Origin of the sequence: Caballeronia sp. LZ065 (assembly GCF_031450975.1) — a bacterium.
Lineage (GTDB): Bacteria > Pseudomonadota > Gammaproteobacteria > Burkholderiales > Burkholderiaceae > Caballeronia.
In genome coordinates this window covers 1105261-1124965 of sequence record NZ_JARUXV010000002.1, presented here as the reverse complement: position 1 = coordinate 1124965, position 19705 = coordinate 1105261, and the positions used below count along the sequence as shown (strand labels likewise).

19 protein-coding genes are annotated in these 19705 nt (G+C 64.6%); 15 read left to right on the top strand and 4 right to left on the bottom strand.

The genetic code is table 11. The annotated features are described in order from the left end of the window. Positions 1 to 2 precede the first annotated feature (2 nt). From QCE63_RS19215 to QCE63_RS19160, 12 genes are all read left to right on the top strand, one after another. A complete protein-coding gene (locus QCE63_RS19215; RefSeq protein ID WP_309835186.1) occupies positions 3 to 1511 on the top strand; it encodes a glycerol-3-phosphate dehydrogenase in 1509 nt (502 codons plus the stop codon). 16 nt (positions 1512 to 1527) lie between these two features. After that, on the top strand, positions 1528 to 2460 hold the full coding sequence (locus QCE63_RS19210) for a TIM barrel protein (RefSeq protein WP_309835185.1): 933 nt from the start codon (positions 1528 to 1530) through the stop codon (positions 2458 to 2460). A gap of 10 nt (positions 2461 to 2470) precedes the next feature. Next, positions 2471 to 3493 (top strand): dihydroxyacetone kinase subunit DhaK, encoded by a 1023-nt coding sequence (locus QCE63_RS19205; protein WP_309835184.1) that lies wholly within the window; start codon positions 2471 to 2473, stop codon positions 3491 to 3493. After that, positions 3490 to 4134, top strand: a complete 645-nt coding sequence (dhaL, locus tag QCE63_RS19200; protein WP_309835182.1) for a dihydroxyacetone kinase subunit DhaL — start codon at positions 3490 to 3492, stop codon at positions 4132 to 4134. The genes QCE63_RS19205 and dhaL overlap by 4 nt, the downstream gene beginning before the upstream one ends. 61 nt (positions 4135 to 4195) lie before the next feature. Continuing rightward, entirely contained in the window at positions 4196 to 4849 is a 654-nt protein-coding gene (locus QCE63_RS19195) for a DUF2291 domain-containing protein (RefSeq protein WP_309835181.1), read from the top strand. Then, on the top strand, positions 4846 to 6399 hold the full coding sequence (locus tag QCE63_RS19190) for a sugar ABC transporter ATP-binding protein (RefSeq protein ID WP_309835179.1): 1554 nt from the start codon (positions 4846 to 4848) through the stop codon (positions 6397 to 6399). The genes QCE63_RS19195 and QCE63_RS19190 overlap by 4 nt, the downstream gene beginning before the upstream one ends. A 23-nt stretch (positions 6400 to 6422) precedes the next feature. Further along, a complete protein-coding gene (locus QCE63_RS19185; protein WP_309814739.1) occupies positions 6423 to 7523 on the top strand; it encodes an ABC transporter permease in 1101 nt (366 codons plus the stop codon). A gap of 61 nt (positions 7524 to 7584) precedes the next feature. Further along, positions 7585 to 8538, top strand: coding sequence for a D-ribose ABC transporter substrate-binding protein (locus QCE63_RS19180; protein WP_309835178.1), 954 nt, complete (start codon positions 7585 to 7587; stop codon positions 8536 to 8538). A gap of 71 nt (positions 8539 to 8609) precedes the next feature. Beyond that, positions 8610 to 9371 (top strand): triose-phosphate isomerase, encoded by a 762-nt coding sequence (locus QCE63_RS19175; protein ID WP_309835176.1) that lies wholly within the window; start codon positions 8610 to 8612, stop codon positions 9369 to 9371. 41 nt (positions 9372 to 9412) lie between these two features. Continuing rightward, complete coding sequence (locus tag QCE63_RS19170) at positions 9413 to 9865, top strand: RpiB/LacA/LacB family sugar-phosphate isomerase (protein ID WP_309835175.1); 453 nt, start codon at positions 9413 to 9415, stop codon at positions 9863 to 9865. A gap of 158 nt (positions 9866 to 10023) precedes the next feature. After that, positions 10024 to 11370, top strand: a complete 1347-nt coding sequence (locus tag QCE63_RS19165) for an MFS transporter (RefSeq protein WP_309835173.1) — start codon at positions 10024 to 10026, stop codon at positions 11368 to 11370. A 71-nt stretch (positions 11371 to 11441) separates the two neighbouring features. Further along, the gene (locus QCE63_RS19160; RefSeq protein WP_309835172.1) at positions 11442 to 12203 is read left to right on the top strand and encodes a 3-oxoacyl-ACP reductase; all 762 of its coding nucleotides are present in this window, start codon (positions 11442 to 11444) and stop codon (positions 12201 to 12203) included. A 16-nt stretch (positions 12204 to 12219) separates the two neighbouring features. Here the strand turns inward: QCE63_RS19160 and QCE63_RS19155 are convergent, their stop codons facing one another. The 4 genes from QCE63_RS19155 to QCE63_RS19140 form a co-directional block, all read right to left on the bottom strand. Beyond that, positions 12220 to 14025: a serine hydrolase domain-containing protein gene (locus QCE63_RS19155; protein ID WP_309835490.1), complete on the bottom strand. Its 1806-nt coding sequence runs from the start codon at positions 14023 to 14025 to the stop codon at positions 12220 to 12222. A gap of 340 nt (positions 14026 to 14365) precedes the next feature. Then, on the bottom strand, positions 14366 to 14662 hold the full coding sequence (locus tag QCE63_RS19150; protein WP_309835171.1) for a DUF4148 domain-containing protein: 297 nt from the start codon (positions 14660 to 14662) through the stop codon (positions 14366 to 14368). A gap of 81 nt (positions 14663 to 14743) precedes the next feature. Continuing rightward, positions 14744 to 14950, bottom strand: a complete 207-nt coding sequence (locus QCE63_RS19145) for a hypothetical protein (protein ID WP_309835170.1) — start codon at positions 14948 to 14950, stop codon at positions 14744 to 14746. Between the two features lie 59 nt (positions 14951 to 15009). Further along, complete coding sequence (locus QCE63_RS19140; RefSeq protein WP_309835169.1) at positions 15010 to 16080, bottom strand: SDR family oxidoreductase; 1071 nt, start codon at positions 16078 to 16080, stop codon at positions 15010 to 15012. 229 nt (positions 16081 to 16309) lie between these two features. On the opposite strand from QCE63_RS19140, the gene QCE63_RS19135 reads away from it, so the two are divergent. The 3 genes from QCE63_RS19135 (at position 16310) to QCE63_RS19125 (ending at position 19704) form a co-directional block, all read left to right on the top strand. Beyond that, on the top strand, positions 16310 to 17626 hold the full coding sequence (locus QCE63_RS19135; protein ID WP_309835168.1) for an MFS transporter: 1317 nt from the start codon (positions 16310 to 16312) through the stop codon (positions 17624 to 17626). 148 nt (positions 17627 to 17774) lie between these two features. Continuing rightward, entirely contained in the window at positions 17775 to 18560 is a 786-nt protein-coding gene (locus tag QCE63_RS19130) for a short-chain dehydrogenase/reductase (RefSeq protein WP_309835167.1), read from the top strand. Between the two features lie 10 nt (positions 18561 to 18570). After that, complete coding sequence (locus QCE63_RS19125; RefSeq protein ID WP_309835166.1) at positions 18571 to 19704, top strand: pyridoxal phosphate-dependent aminotransferase; 1134 nt, start codon at positions 18571 to 18573, stop codon at positions 19702 to 19704. Position 19705: the final 1 nt, after the last annotated feature.

Sequence of the window (19705 nt, the reverse complement as noted above, 5' to 3'; positions counted from 1 at the left end):
AGATGAGCAACAACGACATGGTGGACCTGTGTGTCATCGGCGGCGGCATCAACGGCGCGGGCATCGCGCGCGATGCGGCGGGCCGCGGGCTGTCGGTGATCCTGTGCGAGAAGGACGATCTGGCGCAAGGCACGTCGTCGCGCTCCGGCAAGCTGGTGCATGGCGGGCTGCGTTATCTCGAGTACTACGAGTTCCGGCTCGTGCGCGAGGCGCTGATCGAACGCGAAGTGCTGCTCAACGCCGCGCCGCACATCATCTGGCCGCTGCGCTTCGTGCTGCCGCACAGTCCCGGCGACCGGCCCGCGTGGCTCGTGCGCACCGGGCTGTTTCTCTATGACCATCTTGGCGGCCGCAAGAAGCTGCCGGGCACGCGTTCGCTGGACCTGCATCGCATGCCCGAAGGCGCGCCGATCAAGGACGAGTATCGCCGGGCGTTCGAGTATTCGGACTGCTGGGTCGACGACGCGCGCCTCGTCGTGCTCAACGCGGTCGATGCCGCGCAGCGCGGCGCGCAAGTGCTGACGCGCACCGCTTGCGTGGCGGCGCGGCGCGAGAACGGCGCGTGGCGCGTCGAGTTGCGCGATACGCGCAACGGTTCCACGCGCACCGTCACTGCGCGGGCGCTGGTCAATGCGGCGGGACCGTGGGTGTCGGACGTGATCGGACGCGCGAATGCGACATCCACGCGCAAGGTGCGGCTCGTCAAGGGCAGCCATATCGTCACGCCGAAGTTCTGGGACGGTCCGCATTCGTATCTGGTGCAGAACCACGACAAGCGCGTGATCTTCATCAACGCCTATGAAGGCGACAAGGCGCTGATCGGCACCACCGATGTGCCTTGGGACGGCGCGCCAGAAAGCGTGCAGATTTCGAGCGAGGAAATCGACTATCTGCTGTCGGCGGTGAACCGCTATTTCAAGCATCCGTTGCGCCGCCAGGACATCGTGCAGACCTTTTCGGGTGTGCGTCCGCTCTACGACGACGGCAAGGGCAATCCGTCCGCCGTCACGCGCGACTATGTCTTCGATCTCGACGACAGCGGCGGTGCGCCCTTGCTGAATGTGTTCGGCGGCAAGATCACGACCTTCCGCAAGCTCGCCGAACATGCGCTGCAAAAGCTCCAGCCGGCCTTCCCGAAGATGGGCGCCGACTGGACCGCTTCCGCGACGCTGCCGGGCGGCGATATCGAAGGCGCGGACGTGCCGCGTTTCATGGCCTCGCTGCAAGCGGCGCACGACTGGTTGCCGCGCCCGCTCACGCGCTACTACACGCAGACCTACGGCTCGCTGACGTCGGAAGTGCTGAACGGCGCGACCTCGCTCGCGGGGTTGGGCGAGCAGTTCGGGCCGAATTTCTACGAGGCTGAGGCGCGCTACCTGATGGCGCACGAATGGGCTGCGACGGCGGAAGACATGCTCACGCGCCGCACCAAGCATGGACTGCACATGAGCGCCGCGCAGAAGACCGCGTTCGAAACCTGGCTCGATGGCCTGATGCGCAAATCCGCCTGAACGTTACGAGACGAACATGCCCTTTACGCTTTCACTGAACACGAATCCGCTGGTGAACCGCTTCGCCGAGCCGGCGGATCTCATCGACAGCATCGCGCACGAGATGAAGATCCGCGACGTGCAGCTGACGCACGAGTTCATCAATCCGTCTTGGCCGGCGGCGGTCACGCGCCGTCTCACGCGCGAGATGCGCGCGGCCATGAACCGCACTGGCGTGCGCATCACCTCGGGCATGACGGGACCGTATGGGCGGCTGAATCACTTCGGCCATCCGGATGCCGACGTGCGCCGCTATTACATCGACTGGTTCAAGACCTTCGCCGACATCACGGCGGATCTGGGCGGCGAGTCCATCGGCACGCAGTTCGCGATCTTCACCTACCGCGATTTCGACGACGCACAGCGCCGCGAGACGCTCATTCAGACGGCCATCGACTGCTGGGCCGAAGTGGCCGAACACGCGAAGGCGGCGGGCCTGAAGTACGTGTTCTGGGAACCGATGTCGATCGGCCGCGAATTTGGCGAGACCATCGACGCCTGCATGACGTTGCAACAGCGCCTGAGCGCCGCGAACATGGCCGTGCCGATGTGGATGATGGCCGACATCGATCACGGCGACGTCACCAGTTCCAATCCCGACGACTTCGATCCCTATGCCTGGGCTCGCGCGGTGCCGCCCGTGTCGCCGATCATCCATATCAAGCAGTCGCTGCTGGACAAGGGCGGTCACCGGCCCTTCACCGCCGAGCACAATGCGCGCGGCCGTATCCAGCCGGAGCCGCTGATCGAGGCGCTGCACGCAGGCGGCGGCCGCGATAACGAGATCTGTCTGGAACTGTCGTTCAAGGAACGCGAGCCGACCGACCGGCAAGTGGTCGCGCAGATCGCTGAATCGGTGGCCTTCTGGGCGCCGCATTTCGATACTGGCGTCGCCAGTCTCCACATCTGAGGAACCGGCCATGTCAGGCACGATGACACAGAAGTTGATCAACGACGGCAACGCCGCCGTCGATGAAATGCTCGAAGGCGTCATGGCCGCGCACGGTGATCTGTTGACCCGCAGCGAGCAGGCGCCGCGCGCGATCATCGCGCGCCACGGACCGCGCGAAGGCAAGGTGGCATTGATTATCGGCGGCGGTTCGGGGCACGAGCCGACCTTCCTGGGCTTCGTGGGCAAAGGTCTCGCCGATGCCGCCGTGATCGGCAACGTGTTCGCCTCGCCGCCGCCGCAACCTGCCGTGGATGCGGCGCTCGCGGCGCAGGGCGGTGCGGGCGTGCTGTTCATGTACGGCAACTACGCCGGCGATGTCATGAACTTCGACATGGCCACCGAGATGCTCGAACTCGAAGGCGTCGAGGCGCGCACGGTGCTGACCACCGACGACATCGCCTCCGCGCCGCGCGACAAGCGCGAGACACGCCGGGGCGTGGCGGGCAATGTGTTCATCTTCAAGGCGGCGGGCGCGGCGGCGGACCTGATGCTGCCGCTCGACGAAGTGGAACGCGTCGCGCGCCATGCGAATGCACGCACATATACGCTGGGCGTCGCGCTTGCGCCGTGCTCGCTGCCGCAGACGCGCCGGCCTAACTTCGAGATTGCCATCGGCGAGATGGAAATCGGCATGGGCATTCATGGCGAGCCGGGCATGCGCCGCGAAAGCCTGCGTTCCGCCGATGCCATCACCGACGAAATCATGGACGCCATCCTCGCGGAGATGGGCGCAGCCCAGGGCGATCGCGTCGCGGTGCTGGTGAACTCGCTCGGCTCCACACCGCTGATGGAGCTGTACATCCTCAACCGGCGCGTATCGCAACGTCTGAAGGACGCGGGCCTCGTCGTGCATCGCACGCTGGTGGGGCCGTTGTGCACGTCGCTGGAAATGGCGGGTGCGTCGATCACCGTGATGCATCTCGACGATGAATTGCAACGCCTGATCGATCATCCGTGCGAGTGCGCAATGTTCCAGCAGAGGCCCGCATGATGCCCGCGCTGACTACCGCCGACATCGCCCAACTGTTCCGCGAACTCGCGCGTACGATTGCCGCCGCCCGCGACGAACTGTGCCGCCTCGACGGCGTGATCGGCGACGCGGATCACGGCATCGCGATGGAGCAGGGCTTCACGGCGGCATCAAAAGCCATCGATGCGCTGCCGCCCGACGCCACGCTCGCGGATCAATGGAACGCGGCGGCGAAAGGCTTTCTGAATGCGGTGGGCGCATCGTCGGGGCCGCTGTACGCGACCGCGTTCATGCGCGCCGCGAAAGCGGCGGGCGCGCGCTCCGAGTTGCCGCTTGCCGAGGCGCCCGGTTTGATCGTCGCGATGGCTGAAGGCATTCAGTCGCGCGGCAAGGCCGAACCCGGCGAGAAGACCATGGTGGACGTGTGGGCGCCTGCCGCAGCGAGTGCATCGCAAGGCATGGCGGACGGCCTGCCCGTGCGCGACATCATGCAGCGCGTGCGCGAAGCCGCGACGCAGGGCGCGGAAGCCACCAAGGCGATGGTCGCCACCAAGGGACGCTCCGCGCGTCTCGGCGAACGCAGTCTCGGCCATATGGACCCGGGCGCGGCGTCGGCGTCGATGGTGCTGGCGGTCATCGCCGCCGACTGGAGCCAGGCGTGACACCGGATAAACAGGCTGCACGGCAGCCACTTTGTGATTCCTTCGAGACGGAGGTGGGTCGATGAATGCAGTCGCTTCAACCAAGAGGCCGTCCACGCGCGGCATGCGTATCGCGATCGAAGGGGTCGTGGTGCTGGCCGTGCTGGTCGCGATGGCGATGAGCACGAAGGTCGTGAAGATCGGTTCGGGTCCGGATGCGCAGAGCAAGGAGTTCGAGCCTGCCGCCTACGGCGCGAAACAGTTCCCGAAGACGCAGGCCGCGATCTCGAAGCGCGCCGTCGATGCCGCGACGCTCGCCGCCGCCATCGCCAAGGATCAGGATGCGGCGGGCAAGCAGTACGGCATTGCGGGCGGCGGCATTGGACCGGAGATGTCGGTGAAGTTCACCGGCGTCGCGGGCAACGACGACTCGGGCATCTATGACGTGAAGGTGCCCGGCCTGGCGGATACGCTCAAGATCCGCGTGCAGACCGGTCCCGCGATCAACGGCACCGACCTGCGCGACGCCACCGGCGACATCAGCTTCGGCCAGTTCACCAATCAGATCGACTATCAGAACGCGGGTTACGCGATCAATGCCGAGATGAAGAAACAGGTCTTGTCGAAAGTCGATACGGCCAAGCTGTCCGGCAAGACCATTGAGGTCACCGGCGTGTTCCAGCTCGTCAATCCGAACGGCTGGCTCGTGACTCCCGTCAAACTGGACGTGAAATGAGCACCGCGACTCCCACTCCAACCGGCGCGGCGAAGGACAGCGTGTTGCTGTCGGCGCGCGATATCGTCAAGTCCTACGGCGGCGTGCATGCGCTGAAGGGCGTGAACTTCGAGATTCATCGCGGCAAGGTCACGACGCTGTTCGGCGAGAACGGCGCGGGCAAGTCGACGCTGATGAAGATCCTGTCGGGCGTCGAGAAGCCGACCTCCGGCGAGATCGAACTCGATGGCGCGCCCGTCGCGTTCACGTCTTCCACCGATGCCCGCAACCACGGCATCTCGATCATTCACCAGGAGCTGAGTCTCGCGCCGAATCTGAGCGTGCGCGACAACATCTTCATGGGCCGCGAGATTCGCACGCGCACCGGCGTGAACTTCGCCGAAGAAGCCCGCCAGACGCGCGAGCTGATGCAGGAACTCGAAGAAGACGTCGATCCGATGACGCTCATCCGCGACCTGCGGCTCGGCCAGCAGCAGGTGGTTGAGATTGCCCGCGCGCTCTCGGTGGACTCGCGCATTCTCATCATGGACGAGCCGACGTCGGCGCTGAGCGCGTCGGAAGTGGAAGTGCTGTTCAAGGTGATCCGCGATCTGACGAGCCGGGGCGTGTCCATCGTCTACATCTCGCATCATCTCGAAGAAGCCTTGCAGGTCACGGACTACGCCGTGGTGCTGCGCGACGGCCGCATCACCGCCACCGCCGAACGCAAGGACATCGACCTCGGCTGGATCGTGCGCAACATGGTCGGCGAGAATTTCGATCTTGGTTCGCCGCCGACGGGCTATGCATTCGGCGAAGTCGCGCTCGATATCGACGAAGTCAGCGTCGCCGATGAATCCGGCTCCGGCGTTTCGGTTGTCGATCATCTTTCGCTTCAAGTGCGCGCGGGCGAGATCGTGTGCATCTACGGACTGATGGGCGCGGGCCGCACCGAACTGCTCGAAGCCGTGGCCGGGCGCAAGCGCCTGCCCGTCACCGGCGGCACGATCCGGCTCGAAGGCGAGAACCTCGCGGGACTGAGCATCGCGCAGCGCATCGGGCGGGGACTCGTGCTCGTGCCGGAAGACCGTCAGCGCGACGGCCTCGTGCCGACCATGAGCGTTGGCTCCAATCTGTCGCTTGCGAGCATTCGCAGCTTTGTGAAGGGCGTACTGATGTCGCCGCCCGCCGAGCGCGAACTCGTCGGCGAATCGATCCGCAACGTGCATGTGAAGACCTCGGGCGCGGGCGCATCCATCCGTTCGCTTTCGGGCGGCAACCAGCAAAAGGTGGTGATCGGCAAGATGCTCGCGACCGGCCCGAAGGTCATCCTGCTCGACGAACCGAGCCGGGGCATCGATATCGGCGCGAAGGCCGAAGTGTTCCGCCTGCTCGCCGAGAACGCGAAGAAGGGCCTCGCGGTCGTGTATTCGACGTCTGAAGTGGGCGAATGCCTGAGCGTCGCGCATCGCATCATAGTCATGCGGCGCGGCAAGATTTCCGCCGAATTCGGCCCCGACGCCGACAAGGACGACATCATGGCCGCCTCCGGCGAAGCCGTGGTGGCCTGAACGCAGCACAAGGAGACACTCACATGAACGACGCCGCCAAGACCTCCAGATCGACTCACTCCGCATCGAACGGAGAAGGTTTCGATCTCGGCCGCATGCTGCTCGAAGGACGCGCGTTCTTCGCGCTGATCGCGATCATCATTATCTTTTCATTCCTTTCGCCGAATTATTTCGCATTGGAAAACTTCCTGACGATGGCCTCGCACGTGGCCATCTACGGAATTCTCGCGATCGGCATGTTGCTCGTCATCATCAACGGCGGCATCGATCTTTCGGTGGGCTCGACGCTCGGCCTCTCCGGCGTCGTCGCGGGCTTCTTCATGCAGGGCGTCACGCTGAACCTGTTCGGCGTGGTGCTGTATCCGTCGGTCTGGGTGGTCGTGGTGCTGTGCTGCCTGCTGGGCGCGTTCATCGGCCTCGTGAACGGCATTCTCATTGCGCGCTTCAAGGTGCCCGCGTTCGTCGCGACGCTCGGGGTGATGTATGTCGTGCGCGGCTTCGCGCTTCTGATGACGAATGGTCTCACGTACAACAACCTCGGCGGTCAGGCGGACCTCGGCAACACGGGCTTCGACTATCTCGGCTTCGACCGCCTGTTCCACGTTCCCGTGGGCGTGCTGATCCTCGCCGTCATCGCGATCCTCGGCAGCATCGCGCTCAACCGCTCCGCCTTCGGCCGCTGGCTCTATGCGTCAGGCGGCAATGACCGCGCAGCCGAGTTGTCCGGCGTGCCCGTCAAGCGCGTGCTCATCAGCGTGTACATGCTGTCGGGCGTCTGCGCGGCCATCGCCGGGCTGATCCTGTCCTCGCAATTGACGTCCGCCGGCCCGACCGCCGGCACCACCTACGAACTCACGGCCATCGCGGCAGTGGTGATTGGCGGGGCGTCGCTGATGGGCGGCACCGGCAACATTCGCGGCACGCTGCTCGGCGCGTTCGTGATCGGCTTCCTGTCCGATGGTCTGGTCATCATCGGCATCTCGTCTTACTGGCAGACGGTCTTCACCGGCGCGGTCATCGTCCTCGCGGTGTTGCTCAACGCCATTCAGTATCGCCGTCGCGTCAAGCGTCCCGCACCGGGCGGCGGCCAGCTGGCTTCTCCGCAAGGCGGCAGCAAGGCATGAGCGGTACGTCCGCGAGAAGTATCACGTAGTTCTGCATCCACAACTGACTCTGGAGAGAGACATGAACATGAAGAAGAAAACGCTGCTCCTCGCCGCCGTTGCGCTGGCTACTCCGCTGTTCGCCGCACAAGCTCAGGCGGCGGGCGGACTCATCAGCATCATCGTGAACGATCCGGCCAATCCGTACTGGCTCGCCGAAGGCAACATCGCGGCCGCCGAGGCGAAGAAGCTCGGCTATAGCGCGAACGTCTCGGCATCGAAGGGCGATACGAACACCGAAAGCCAGCAGATCGACACGGCCATCACCAACAAGTCGGTGGCCATCATCCTCGATCCGGCCAACGCGAGCGGTTCTGTGGGCGCCGTGAAGAAGGCGGTGGCCGCGAACATCCCGGTGTTCCTCGTCAACGCGGAGATCAACCAGACCGGTCTTGCGAAGGCGCAGCTCGTCTCGAACAACGCGCAGGGCGCGGCGCTCGGCGCGCAGCAATGGACCAAGGACGTCGGCTCGAAGGGCAACTACGTTGAACTGCTCGGCGCGCCGTCCGACAACAACGCCGCGACGCGTTCCAACGGCTACAAGTCGGTGCTGTCGCAGTATCCGGATCTGAAGATGGTCGGCTCGCAAGTGGCGAACTGGGACCGCACGCAAGGCTTCAACGCGACGCAGAGCCTGATGCAGGCGCATCCGGATGTGATCGGCATCATCAGCGGCAACGACGAAATGGCGCTCGGCGCCATCGCCGCGCTCAAGCAGTCGGGCAAGCTGAAGAGCGTCAAGGTAGGCGGCTTCGATGGCTCGCCCGCTGCGGTGGAAGCGGTCAAGGCCGGCGATCTGCAATACACGGTGCTGCAACCGGTGGCGGAGTTCTCGGCGAAGGCGGTGCAGGAAGCCGACCAGTTCCTGAAGACCGGCAAGACGGGCGCGGCCAGCGAGAAGCAACTGTTCGACTGCGTGCTGATCACGAAGGCGAATGTGTCGAAGTACACCGCGCCGTTCGTGCTGTCGAAGTGAGGTGACGGTTTCGGCCCGCGTTGAACAGGACGCGGGCCGCTCGATGAGACTTTCTGATCGGCCAGGAAATCATGTCTGAATCTTTGTTCTGGGTCGGCACGAGCTGGAAGATGAACAAGACTCTCTCGGAAGCGAGTGCTTTCGCCGAGGGCTTGCTCGCCAGTCACGACGACCCGCGTATCCAGTGCTTCGTGATCCCGCCCTTCACGGCGATTCGCGAAGTGAAGTCGATCCTCGCCGAAACCAACGTCAAGGTCGGTGCGCAGAACATGCACTGGGCCGAGCGCGGCGCGTGGACCGGCGAAATCTCGCCGCCGATGCTGGTGGATTGCGGCATGGATCTGGTGGAGCTCGGCCATTCCGAGCGGCGCGAGCACTTCGGCGAAACCGACGACACCGTCGGCCGCAAGGTCGAAGCCGCCGTGCGCCATGGGCTGACGCCGCTGATCTGCGTCGGCGAAACGCTCGCGGACCGGAACGGCGGCCGCGCGCAAGAGGTGCTGGCCGCCGAGGTGCGCGGTGCGCTGGCGCGGCTCACGCCGGAGCAGCAAGCGGCGCCGGTGCTGTTCGCTTATGAGCCCGTGTGGGCGATCGGCGAGAACGGCATTCCGGCCAGCCCGGATTATGCCGATGCGCGTCAGGCCGAAATCAGCCGCGTGGCGGAGGAGATGCTCGGCCGTCGCGTGCCCTGCCTTTATGGCGGCTCGGTGAATCCGGACAACTGCGCGGAACTCGCCGCGTGCCCGAACGTGGATGGCCTGTTCATCGGGCGTTCGGCATGGCACGTCGAGGGCTATCTGGACATTCTCAAGCGCGTCGCAGCGGTGCTGTGACGCCGGATGCGACTGCCCATTCAAACATCAAGGAGTTCATCATGAAGGTTGCCATTGGCGGAGACAGCGCCGGCGTTGGTCTGGCGCGCGTGCTGGCGGACTATCTGAAAGACCGCTACGACGTGTTCGAGGTATCGAACAACGAGAAGAACCCCGGCGAGTTCTATGCCGACCTCTCGGACCGCGTCGCGTCCGGCGTGGTCAGCGGCGAGTACGACCGCGCCATTCTGGTGTGCGGCACGGGCATTGGCGTCAGCATCTCGGCGAACAAGGTGCCGGGCATACGCGCGGCGCTGTGTCACGACACCTATTCGGCCGAACGCGCGGCGCTTTCGAACAACGCGCAGATCATCACGATGGGTTCACGGGTGATCGGTCCGGAAGTGGCCAAGACCATCGCTGACTCTTTCCTGGCGAACACCTTCGACGAGAACGGCCGCAGCGCGGGCAATGTGAAGGCCATCGATCAGGTGGACGCGAAGTATCACCGCTAGCGTCGTGAAGACAGGCGAAACCCGCCTGTCCCGGTAAGTCTCCGTTTCATTCCTGTCAGGTATCGGCCGACACCCAATCGGTATTGGACGCTGCGCGCGCGGCTCGCCTAATCTGGGCCGGCTGAAAAGAGCGTCACTGACAATCAACGGAGACAACCATGCGTCGAATAGACGTTCAACACCTGTGCGATCAGGCGCGCCTGCGCCCCTTCCATTTCCTGCTGCTGTTCTGGTGCGCGCTCATCATCATCTTCGACGGCTATGACCTCGCGGTGGTCGGCATCGCGCTGCCGTCGATCATGCGGGACATGGGCGTGCAACCGGCAAGCGCCGGCTTCATGGTGAGCTCCGCGCTGCTCGGCATGATGCTCGGCGCGGTGGTGCTGGGATCGGTTGCGGACCGGATCGGCCGCGTGCGCGCCATCGTCATCTGTCTGTTGCTCTTCAGTCTCTTCACGGCCGCCGCCGGCTTCACCCGCGATCCCGTGACGTTCAGCGTCGCGCGTTTTCTCGCGGGGCTCGGCATCGGCGGCGTGATGCCGAACGTCGTCGCGCAGATGACCGAATACGCGCCGCGCAGGATGCGCAACACCCTGGTCACGCTGATGTTCAGCGGCTACTCGGTGGGCGGCATGCTGGCGGCGCTGGTGGGCAAGGCCATGATCGAGCAACACGGCTGGCAGTCGGTGTTTCTGGCAGCGGGCCTGCCGGCGTTGCTCGCGCCGGTGATCTGGAAGTACATGCCGGAGTCAGCGGCCTTTCTCGTGCGCAGCCAGCGGACTCAAGGGCTGAAGAAGATCCTGTCCGCCGTCGATCCGGCTTACGTCCCGCGCGCTACCGATACCTTCTCGACGGGCGGCACAAGCATCAACGCGGGCTCTCCGCTCAGGCAACTGTTCGCGGATGGCCGCGGCCTCAACACGGTCCTGCTGTGGATTGCCTTCTTCATGTGTCTGTTCATGGTCTATGCGCTGAGTTCGTGGCTCACGAAGCTGATGGCGGGCGCGGGTCATTCGCTGGGCTCGGCGCTCACGTTCGTGCTCGTGCTGAACTTCGGCGCGATGATCGGCGCAATCGGCGGAGGCTGGCTGGCGGACCGTTTCGACATCCGCTACGTCCTGGTTGCAATGTACGGGCTCGCCACGTTCTCCATCAGTCTGCTGGGCGTCCGGATGCCCATCGAAATGCTGTTCCTGCTGGTGGGTCTTGCGGGTGCGTCGACGATCGGCACGCAGATCGTCACCTATGCCTTCGCCGGACAGATGTACCCGGCGGCCGCGCGTTCGACGGGCATCGGCTGGGCTTCCGGCGTGGGGCGCAGCGGCGCGATCCTGGCGCCGGTGCTGATCGGCTTTCTGGTGAGCGCGGCGTTGCCTCTGCAACAGAACTTCATCGCCATCGCCGTTCCGGGCGTCATCGCGATGCTGGCCGTATGCCTCGTCAGGTCACGTCGCGCGCCGCAGCCGGGCGCGGATCATGCCGTCGCGACCGCTGATCCTGCATAGCCTGGCGCGTTGGCCCAGCGTCCCCTCCGGCATAATGGACCGTCCAGTCCAAATGAACATCGGAGAAGTCGATGCTGCTGTCTGAACAAAACGTACTGGTAACCGGTGGCGCGCGGGGGCTCGGCGCGGCCATCACGGAAGCGCTGGCTCGGGAAGGCGCGGGCGTCGTCATCAACTATCGCCGCAGCGACGCGCAGGCGCAGGCGCTGGCCGAGCGCCTCGGGCCGCGCGTGGTGGCGGTGCAGGGCGACGTCACCGACGCCGCGTCGGTCGCCCGCCTGTTCGACGAGGCGAACGCCCAAACCGGCCGGCATATTCATGCAGTCGTAAATAACGCGCTCGCCGATTTCAGCTTCGACGGCGACGCGCGTCCGAAGCTCGGCGACATCGAATGGACGCGCTTCCAGCAGCAGATCGAGGGCGCCGTCAAGGGCGCGCTGAACACGATCCAGGCCGCGCTGCCCGCGATGCGCGCGGCGGGCTTCGGCCGCATCGTGAATGTCGGGACCAACCTGTTCCAGAATCCGGTCGTGCCCTATCACGACTACACCGCGGCCAAGGCAGCGCTGCTGGCGCTGACGAGAACCGCGTCGAACGATCTCGGGCCGGACGGCATCACGGTGAACATGGTGTCGGGCGGCTTGCTGCGCACCACCGACGCCAGCAGCGCAACCCCCGAAGCGGTCTTCGACATGGTCGCGGGCTTCACGCCGCTGCGCCGCGTCACGACGCCCGCCGAATTCGCCGATGCGGTCCTGTTCTTCCTGTCGCCGTGGGCGCGCGCGGTGACGGGGCAGAACCTCGTCGTCGATGGCGGTCTGGTCAAGGGCTGAGCCAGACCGCGCGCGCTTATAGCTTTGCGTAGATCGAACTGCCGAGCGTCAATGTCGAGTCGTTGCCCGGCGCGAAGCGGATCTCGTACAGATCGCGGCCGAAGTTGCCCGGCACCTTCACCGACATGAAGCCGCGGTCGTCCTGCAGCGGCACGATGAGCTGGTAGCGCAGATCCTCGTTGCCGTACAGCACGTAGCCCGGCAGTTCCGGCAGGCTCGTGAGGAAGGCGGGCTCGTTACCCAGCACGACGATCGGCACGGCGGACGGCGCATCGTTCGTCAGTGTCCATTGCGTGCCGAGGCGCTGTTGCCATGCCGCGTCGAGCGCGGCGAGCGGCGCCAGCTGCTGGCCGAGCGGCAGCGTGAGAAACGCATAGCCCGCGCCGGGCACCACGCGCTTCATCAGATAGCGGAAGTTGTACGGGTTGCCGCCGCTGTCGGTTCCTGTCACCACGGTGAATTGATAGGACGAGGGATCGGTGCTGTTCGCCCACCAGCCGTCGCTGCGATACTGATACGCGCCGAGCGGCTTCCATACGCGCGTCTTCCCGTTCCACTGATTCAACTGCACGCTGCCGTCCGCGTTCGCGATGACTTGCAGCGGCGAGTCCGAATTGCCATAGATGCCGCCGGCCGCAGAGATATTCGGCCCCGACGCTACCGGCGCCACCGTGGTGCCCACCTTGGGCGGCAGCGTAGCGATGGAGCCGTCTTCCTTCAGCGCGGACAGCACCAGCGCTTCCGCGATGCCGCGCGCGTCGTACCCGGAATTGCCCGTAATGAGCAGGGCGAGCTGCGCTTTCGGCACGACGAAGAACTCGGTCGAGTAGTACGCGGTGCCGCCGTCCTTTTCCCAGCCGAGCACGCCGGCGGCGCCCAATGCCGGTTGCTGCACCGAATCCCAGCCCAGACCCCAGTGGAAATCGGGTGCGGGGTTGATCGTGAGGGTCAAGGTCTGGTCCATGCCCATCTCCGCGATGCCGGCCGCCGACACCACGCGCGTCCCTTGGAACACGCCGCCGCCGAGGAACATCTGCGCGAGATTCATCATGTCGGCGGGCGTGGAACTGAGGCCGCCGGTGGCATACGCATTGACGAATTCCTGATACTGCGTGCCGTTCACGTAGGGATAAGAGAACGTGCCGCTGGAAGGCACGCTCGTCAGATAGCTGGAGTTCGTCATCTTGAGCGGCGCGAGGATGTTCGTCTGCACGAAATCCGCGTAGCTCTGCCCGCTGAGCGCCAGCACGAGTTGTTCGACCATCGTGAAGCCGTCGTTGCAATACACCGCCAGTTCGCCCGGCAGATGTTTCAGGTGCGTGTTCGCGAGTTCTGCCTGGGTGTCGGCCGCATAGCCGGCCACCGGGGCGAAGGTGAACAGATTGCGGCCATTCGTTCCAGGAAACCCCGACGAGTGCGACAGCAGATGCCGCGTGGTGATCTGCGCGAACTCCGGCGAGAGCATGGTGAAGGTCGGCAGATACTTGACGATGGGGGTATCGAGCACGAGGAGTCCGCGGTCCTGCAGGATCGCCGCCGACAGCGCCGCGAACAGCTTGCTGACCGAGCCGATGTTGAAGCGCGTCTGCGTCGTCGCGGCGGTCTTCGCCGGCACCGACGACACGCCGAAAGCCTGCTGCCAGAACACGGTATTGCCCTTGAGCATGGCGACGGAAATGCCCGCCACCGGTTCTTCCGGATCGGTGATGGCCTGCTGGATCATTTGCTGGCCCATCGCGACCGTCTGCGGATAGGACGAGTGATCGTCGTCGCTGCTGCCACAGCCGGGCAGCAAGGTGGCGAGCAGGCCGGCGCCGGTCATGCCGAGAAAGTGGCGGCGCTGGAGGCGAACGGGGGCGGGGTTGACGCGCTTGATGTCGGACACGGCAGTTCCTCTCACAGGGCGGAGAAATGCGGTTGGGATGGCAACGTGCGCTGTGTGACCTGGGAGCAGCCTGATGCCCGGCCGGAGCCGGTAGACGGGACATCGCCATTGCTGTGTTGCTTGTTGATCGTGGCGCAATGCGATGAACGTTGCCGCTCGGGCGAGCAGGCAACGTCCGGTCCCTTCGATGACGCGCTTCTTAAGTCACTGCCGAGAAATATACGTTAGGAATGGGAATGGTGGTAGGTAAATGAGAGCCCCGGCCGTGAGTGCCGCGTTACTGGCACTCCGCCTGATACCACTGGTCCACCAGACGCTGGGCCTGATGCAGGTCGTCCGGATAATACGGGTCGAAGAAGCGCGACGGGTCGTAGCCCGCCTGTTCGAGGGCGGCCAGTTCGCTCAAGTTGCGTGCGCGCGTGAGCGGCTCCTGATTCTTGAGCGCGGTGAGATCCACGCATTGCTGGGGGCTCAGGTGCCGGCCGTCGTATTGTCCAGCGGAGGTGACGCAGCCGGACAGCGCGACGGCCAGCGCGCCGATCGTTATCTGTAGTCGTGTTCCTGACAGGCTCATGGTGGTCTCCGCGGGTTGCGCTGCCGGCAGTATGAACGATGGCCGCGCGGCCGGCAGGCGCGGCGCACAGCGGCACCGCTCTCAGGATGGATCGGCGTCAGGCTTGCCGGGTTCGTCCGGCTGCGCTTGCTCGTCCTCGACTTCGATCGGCGCCTCGGGCTCCACGGCCCTGGCTGCATCGATTGCATCCTCCTTTTTTGCCGTGACGACCACGAAAGTATGGCCTTCCCGGGGGATCTCGGCTTTCCAGCCGGGCTTCGCAGGGCTCACTTTCACGTCTTTGCTCATGTCCGGCTCCGTTGTTCGTCGAGACATTCACCGAGCATCGGCAATGCCTGCTCCGTTCGTCACGCAGGAATGATGCGTTCGCGCTTCAGTCGGTCGAACAAGTCGAAGAACGCATCGGGCGTGCTCTGATAGTCGAGGAACCCGAGCTTGCGGCTCTTCGACATGTCGGTCAGCACTTCCATCGGGCGGCCAAGGTCGGCGTCCGTATGCCACCAGGACACCAGCCGGTCGATGTCCTGTTCGGCCAGCGCATGCCGCGCCGCAATATCCGTCCACTGGGCGCGCGCCTTCTGCATGCGGCTGTCGAGCGGACGCGTTTCGCCGTCGAATGGCGCGGGCTCGATGCCGAAATATCCGGCGATGCGCGCCCACATCCAGTTCCAGCGGAACACGTCGCCGTTGACGACATTGAAGGCCTCGTTGCGGGCCGGCGCGGACGTCGCGGCCCATTCGAGATGGCGGGCGAGCAGACGCGCGTCGGTCATGTCGGTCAGCCCGTTCCATTGCACGGCCGAGCCGGGGAACACGAAGGGCGCGCCGGTTTCCTTGCACAGCGTGGCGTAGACGGCGAGTGTCACGCCCATGTTCATCGCGTTGCCGACCGCATAGCCGATGATCGTATGCGGCCGATGCACGCTCCAGCCGAAGCCATACCGGCTGGCGGCGTCGAAGAGACGGTCTTCCTGCTCGTAGTAGAAGTTGTCGACGGGCTGCCGGCCCTGTTCCTCGCGGAACGGCGTCGTGGGCACATTGCCCTGCGCATACGCTTCGAACGGACCGAGGTAGTGCTTCAGGCCGGTGACGAGCGCGGCATGCGACAACGCGCCGCCCGGGCCGAGCGCCGCGAGCACGTTCTCGACCATGGCGCCATTGACGCGGATGTTCTCGGCTTCGGTCGCCTGACGCGCCCATGCGGTGAAGAAAACATGGCTGAACTGGCGTCCCTTCAGCGCGTCCGCCACTGAAGTTGCCGACGTGAGGTCCGCCGTGATCGACTCCATGCCGGTCGGAACGGGCGTCCGGCCGCGCGACAGCCCGGCAATTGTCCAGTCGCCGCGCGAGTGGAGATGCTCGGCAAGGTTGCGTCCGACAATACCAGTGCCGCCGATGATCAGTGCTTGTTTATCCATGGCTTCTCTTTGTGTTCGGGTGGGTGAATGCGGGATCGCACCAGTGTGCCGCCTCGCCGGGAAAGCTGCTGACACCGCCTGGGGCGTCGCGCATCCGCTGTTCCACCCAAAAAAGCGCTTGCAATGTATTTTGTTTGAGTATCATCGGAATACATTGAAGCCCGAACGAGATACAGAGAAGGCGGGCTTCCACTCCTCAACTGCAGGCACGTACCACAAGGAGCAGTCAATGAGCGACACGCTGCATGCGCCGGGCGACGTAGCGCAAGCGCAGATGATCGAGGACCGGACCTATCGCAAGGTCACGCTGCGGCTGATTCCCTTCCTGATCCTCTGCTATGTCGCGGCCTATCTGGACCGCGTGAACATCGGCTTCGCGAAACTCCAGATGCTGAGCGACCTCCAGTTCAGCGAAACCATCTACGGCCTGGGCGCGGGCGTGTTCTTCATCGGTTATTTCCTCTTCGAGGTGCCGAGCAACCTGATGATGCAGCGCGTCGGCGCGAAGGCCTGGATCGCCCGCATCATGGTGACCTGGGCCTTCATTTCCGGCGCCTTCTTCTTCGTGCAGACGCCTACCCAGTTCTATGTGCTGCGCTTCCTGCTCGGCTCGGCCGAGGCGGGCTTCTATCCCGGCATCGTGCTCTATCTCATGCAGTGGTATCCGGCGCGCCGGCGCTCGCACGTGCTGGCCATCTTCATGGTGGGCATTCCGCTGGCGGGCATCATCGGCGGGCCGCTTTCTGGCTGGATTCTCGAAGCGTTCAACGGCTCACACGGGCATCCGGGCTGGCGCTGGCTGTTTCTCATCGAGGCGCTGCCGTCGCTCGTGCTGGGTATCGCGGCGTTCTTCTACCTGGAAAACCGTCCGGAGAAGGCGAAGTGGCTGACGCGCGAGGAAGCCGCGATCATCGCGAATGCGCTCGATTCGGTCCCGTCCAAGCACACGCGCATCTCGCAGACGGTCGGCCAGGTGTTCCGCGACCCGCGCATGTTGCTGATGGCGCTGATCTACTTCTGCGTCATCATGGGCCAGTACGGCCTGACCTTCTGGATGCCGACGCTCATCAAGGCGTCCGGCGTCTCGGGCGCGCTGCATATCGGCGTGCTCTCGGCGATCCCGTTCATCTTCGGCGCGATTGCGATGGTCTCCTGCGGCCGCAATTCGGACCGTACCGGCGAGCGCCGCTGGCATCTGATCGTGCCGATGCTGATTGGCGCGGTGGGTTATGCCGTCACGGCCGGCGCGGGATCGAACGTGCCGCTCGCGTTGCTCGGCCTCTCGCTGGCGGCGGCGGGCGTGCTGACGCCGGGGCCGCTGTTCTGGGCGCTGCCGTCCGCGATTCTCGCCGGCACCGGCGCGGCGGCGGGCATCGCGGCGATCAACGCGTTCGCCGGTCTCGCGGGCTTCGTGAGTCCCTATCTGATCGGCTGGCTGCGCGATGTCACGCATACCTCCGTGATCGCCATGTATGTGTCGGCGGGGATGCTGGTCGTTGGGGCCGCGATGATCCTGCTGATTCCCGCCAAGCTCGTGAACCGCTGATTTTCCCAATCTCGCAGCAAAGGAACCGGCATGCCGCCACGCGCGCATGCCGGTTTTTTTTTCATTCGCAGCAGTGGGCATTTGTATTTCTTCGTGTTAGTTTATGTATTCATAGAAACCACATAGAAATACATCAAGGAGGACAGTCATGGACTTGAACCTGAAAGGCAAATCTGCGCTGATCACAGGCGCGTCGAAGGGCATCGGGCTGGCAACGGCATGGGCATTCGCCGCGGAAGGCGTTGCGGAACTGCATCTGGCGGCGCGTTCGGCGGATGCGCTGCATCGCGCGCAGGACGAGATCGCGACGAAGCACGGCACGCGCGTCCACGTGCATGCGACGGATCTCTCCGTCACGCAGAACGCCATCGACCTGGCGCGCGCCTGCTCGAACGCGGACATCCTGGTGAACAACGCGGCGGATTCCAGCCCCGGCCCGCTCGACAAGGTGAGCGACGCGGAGTGGCGCGCCAGTCTCGACATGAAGATCTTTTCCTACGTCACGCTGACGCGCGAGCTGTACGCGTCGATGAAGCAGCGCGGCAGCGGCGTGATCGTCAACGACATCGGCAATTCGGGCGAGAACTGGGACGCGAACTACATCATCGGCTCGACGGGCAACGCGGCCATGATGGCCTTCACGCGCGCCATTGGCGGCTGGGCGCTGGACGACGGCATCCGCGTGGTGGGCGTGAACCCGGGGCCGGTCGCCACCGACCGCATGGTGAAGCTGATGAAGCGCCGCGCGCTCGACTGGTACAACGACGAAAGCCGCTGGGAAGAACTCTTCGACAAGTATCCCGGCAAGCGTGCAGCGCGGGCTGACGAAGTGGCCGACCTGATCGTATGGCTCGCGTCGGATCGCGCGGCTTATATCACGGGCACGATCGTGACCATCGACGGCGGCATTGCGTCGCGCCGTTCCATCATCTGAGGGGGACGTCATGCGTCGATTCGAGGAACGCAACGCCTATTTCGACCGGCTCTGCAACAGCGAAGGGCTGATGTGGCTGGGCCAGAACACCAATCACTTCGAGCCGCATCCCGCCGTGCGTCAGGCCGTCATCGACGCACTCGATGGCGGCGAGTACCACGCCTATGCGCCGCCGCTCGGCTTCGAGGAACTGCGGCAGTTGATTCGCGAGGATATCGGTTTGCCGGATGCATCGGTGATGATCACCGACGGCGCGGTGGAAGGGCTGTACAACGTCTGCCGCAACATCTGCGAGGCGGGCAAGGATTTCGTCACCACCAATCCGAGCTGGGCCTGGCCGATGCAGTTCGCGGCGCGCGCGGGTTCACGCGTGATCGAACTGCCTATCTATTCAGCCGGCCAGCACTACAAGCTCACGCCCGCGCAATTGCGTGCGGTGGTGAACGAGAATACCGGCGTGATCTATCTGGTGGATCCGAACAATCCGCTCGGCACCTGCCACACGGAAGACGAGATTCGCGAGTTCGCGGAGATCGCGCGTTCGGTCGGCGCGTATTTCATTCATGACGCCACCTACTTCCAGTTCGCCGACAACTTCACCCCCGCGTACCGCTTCTATCCCGAGAAGACCATCGTCACGTACAGCTTTTCGAAGTGGCTCGGTCTGGCGGGCATGCGGCTCGGCGCGGTGATCGCGCATCCGGATCTGATCGAACGCTTCGCTTCCGCGCCGCCGAACAATCTTGGCAGCAACGTGTTGTCGCAACGCGCGGCCATCGCCGGGCTGCGCACGAAGGGCGAATGGTTTCCCGAGATCAACCGGCGTCAGCGGCGCAATCAGGCGGCGGTCGTCGAAGCGGCGAAGAATGTGGAAGGATTGAGCGTGCCGGTGTATCCGTCGCAGGCGAACTTGCTGGTCGTGGAGACCATCAACGCGGGCATCACGCCGGAAGCGCTGGTGGAAGCGTTCCAGGCCGAGCGCGTGATGATCCGTCAGGGCGCCTACCACACGAAGGAATTCGGGCATCGCTTCGTGAAGGTGAGCCTGACGGTGCCAGAACCCTGGGCCGACCGTTTCTGCGAACTGCTGCCTTCTATGGTCGAGCGCGCACGGTCCATCAAGCAGCCCGCGAATCAATTCTGAC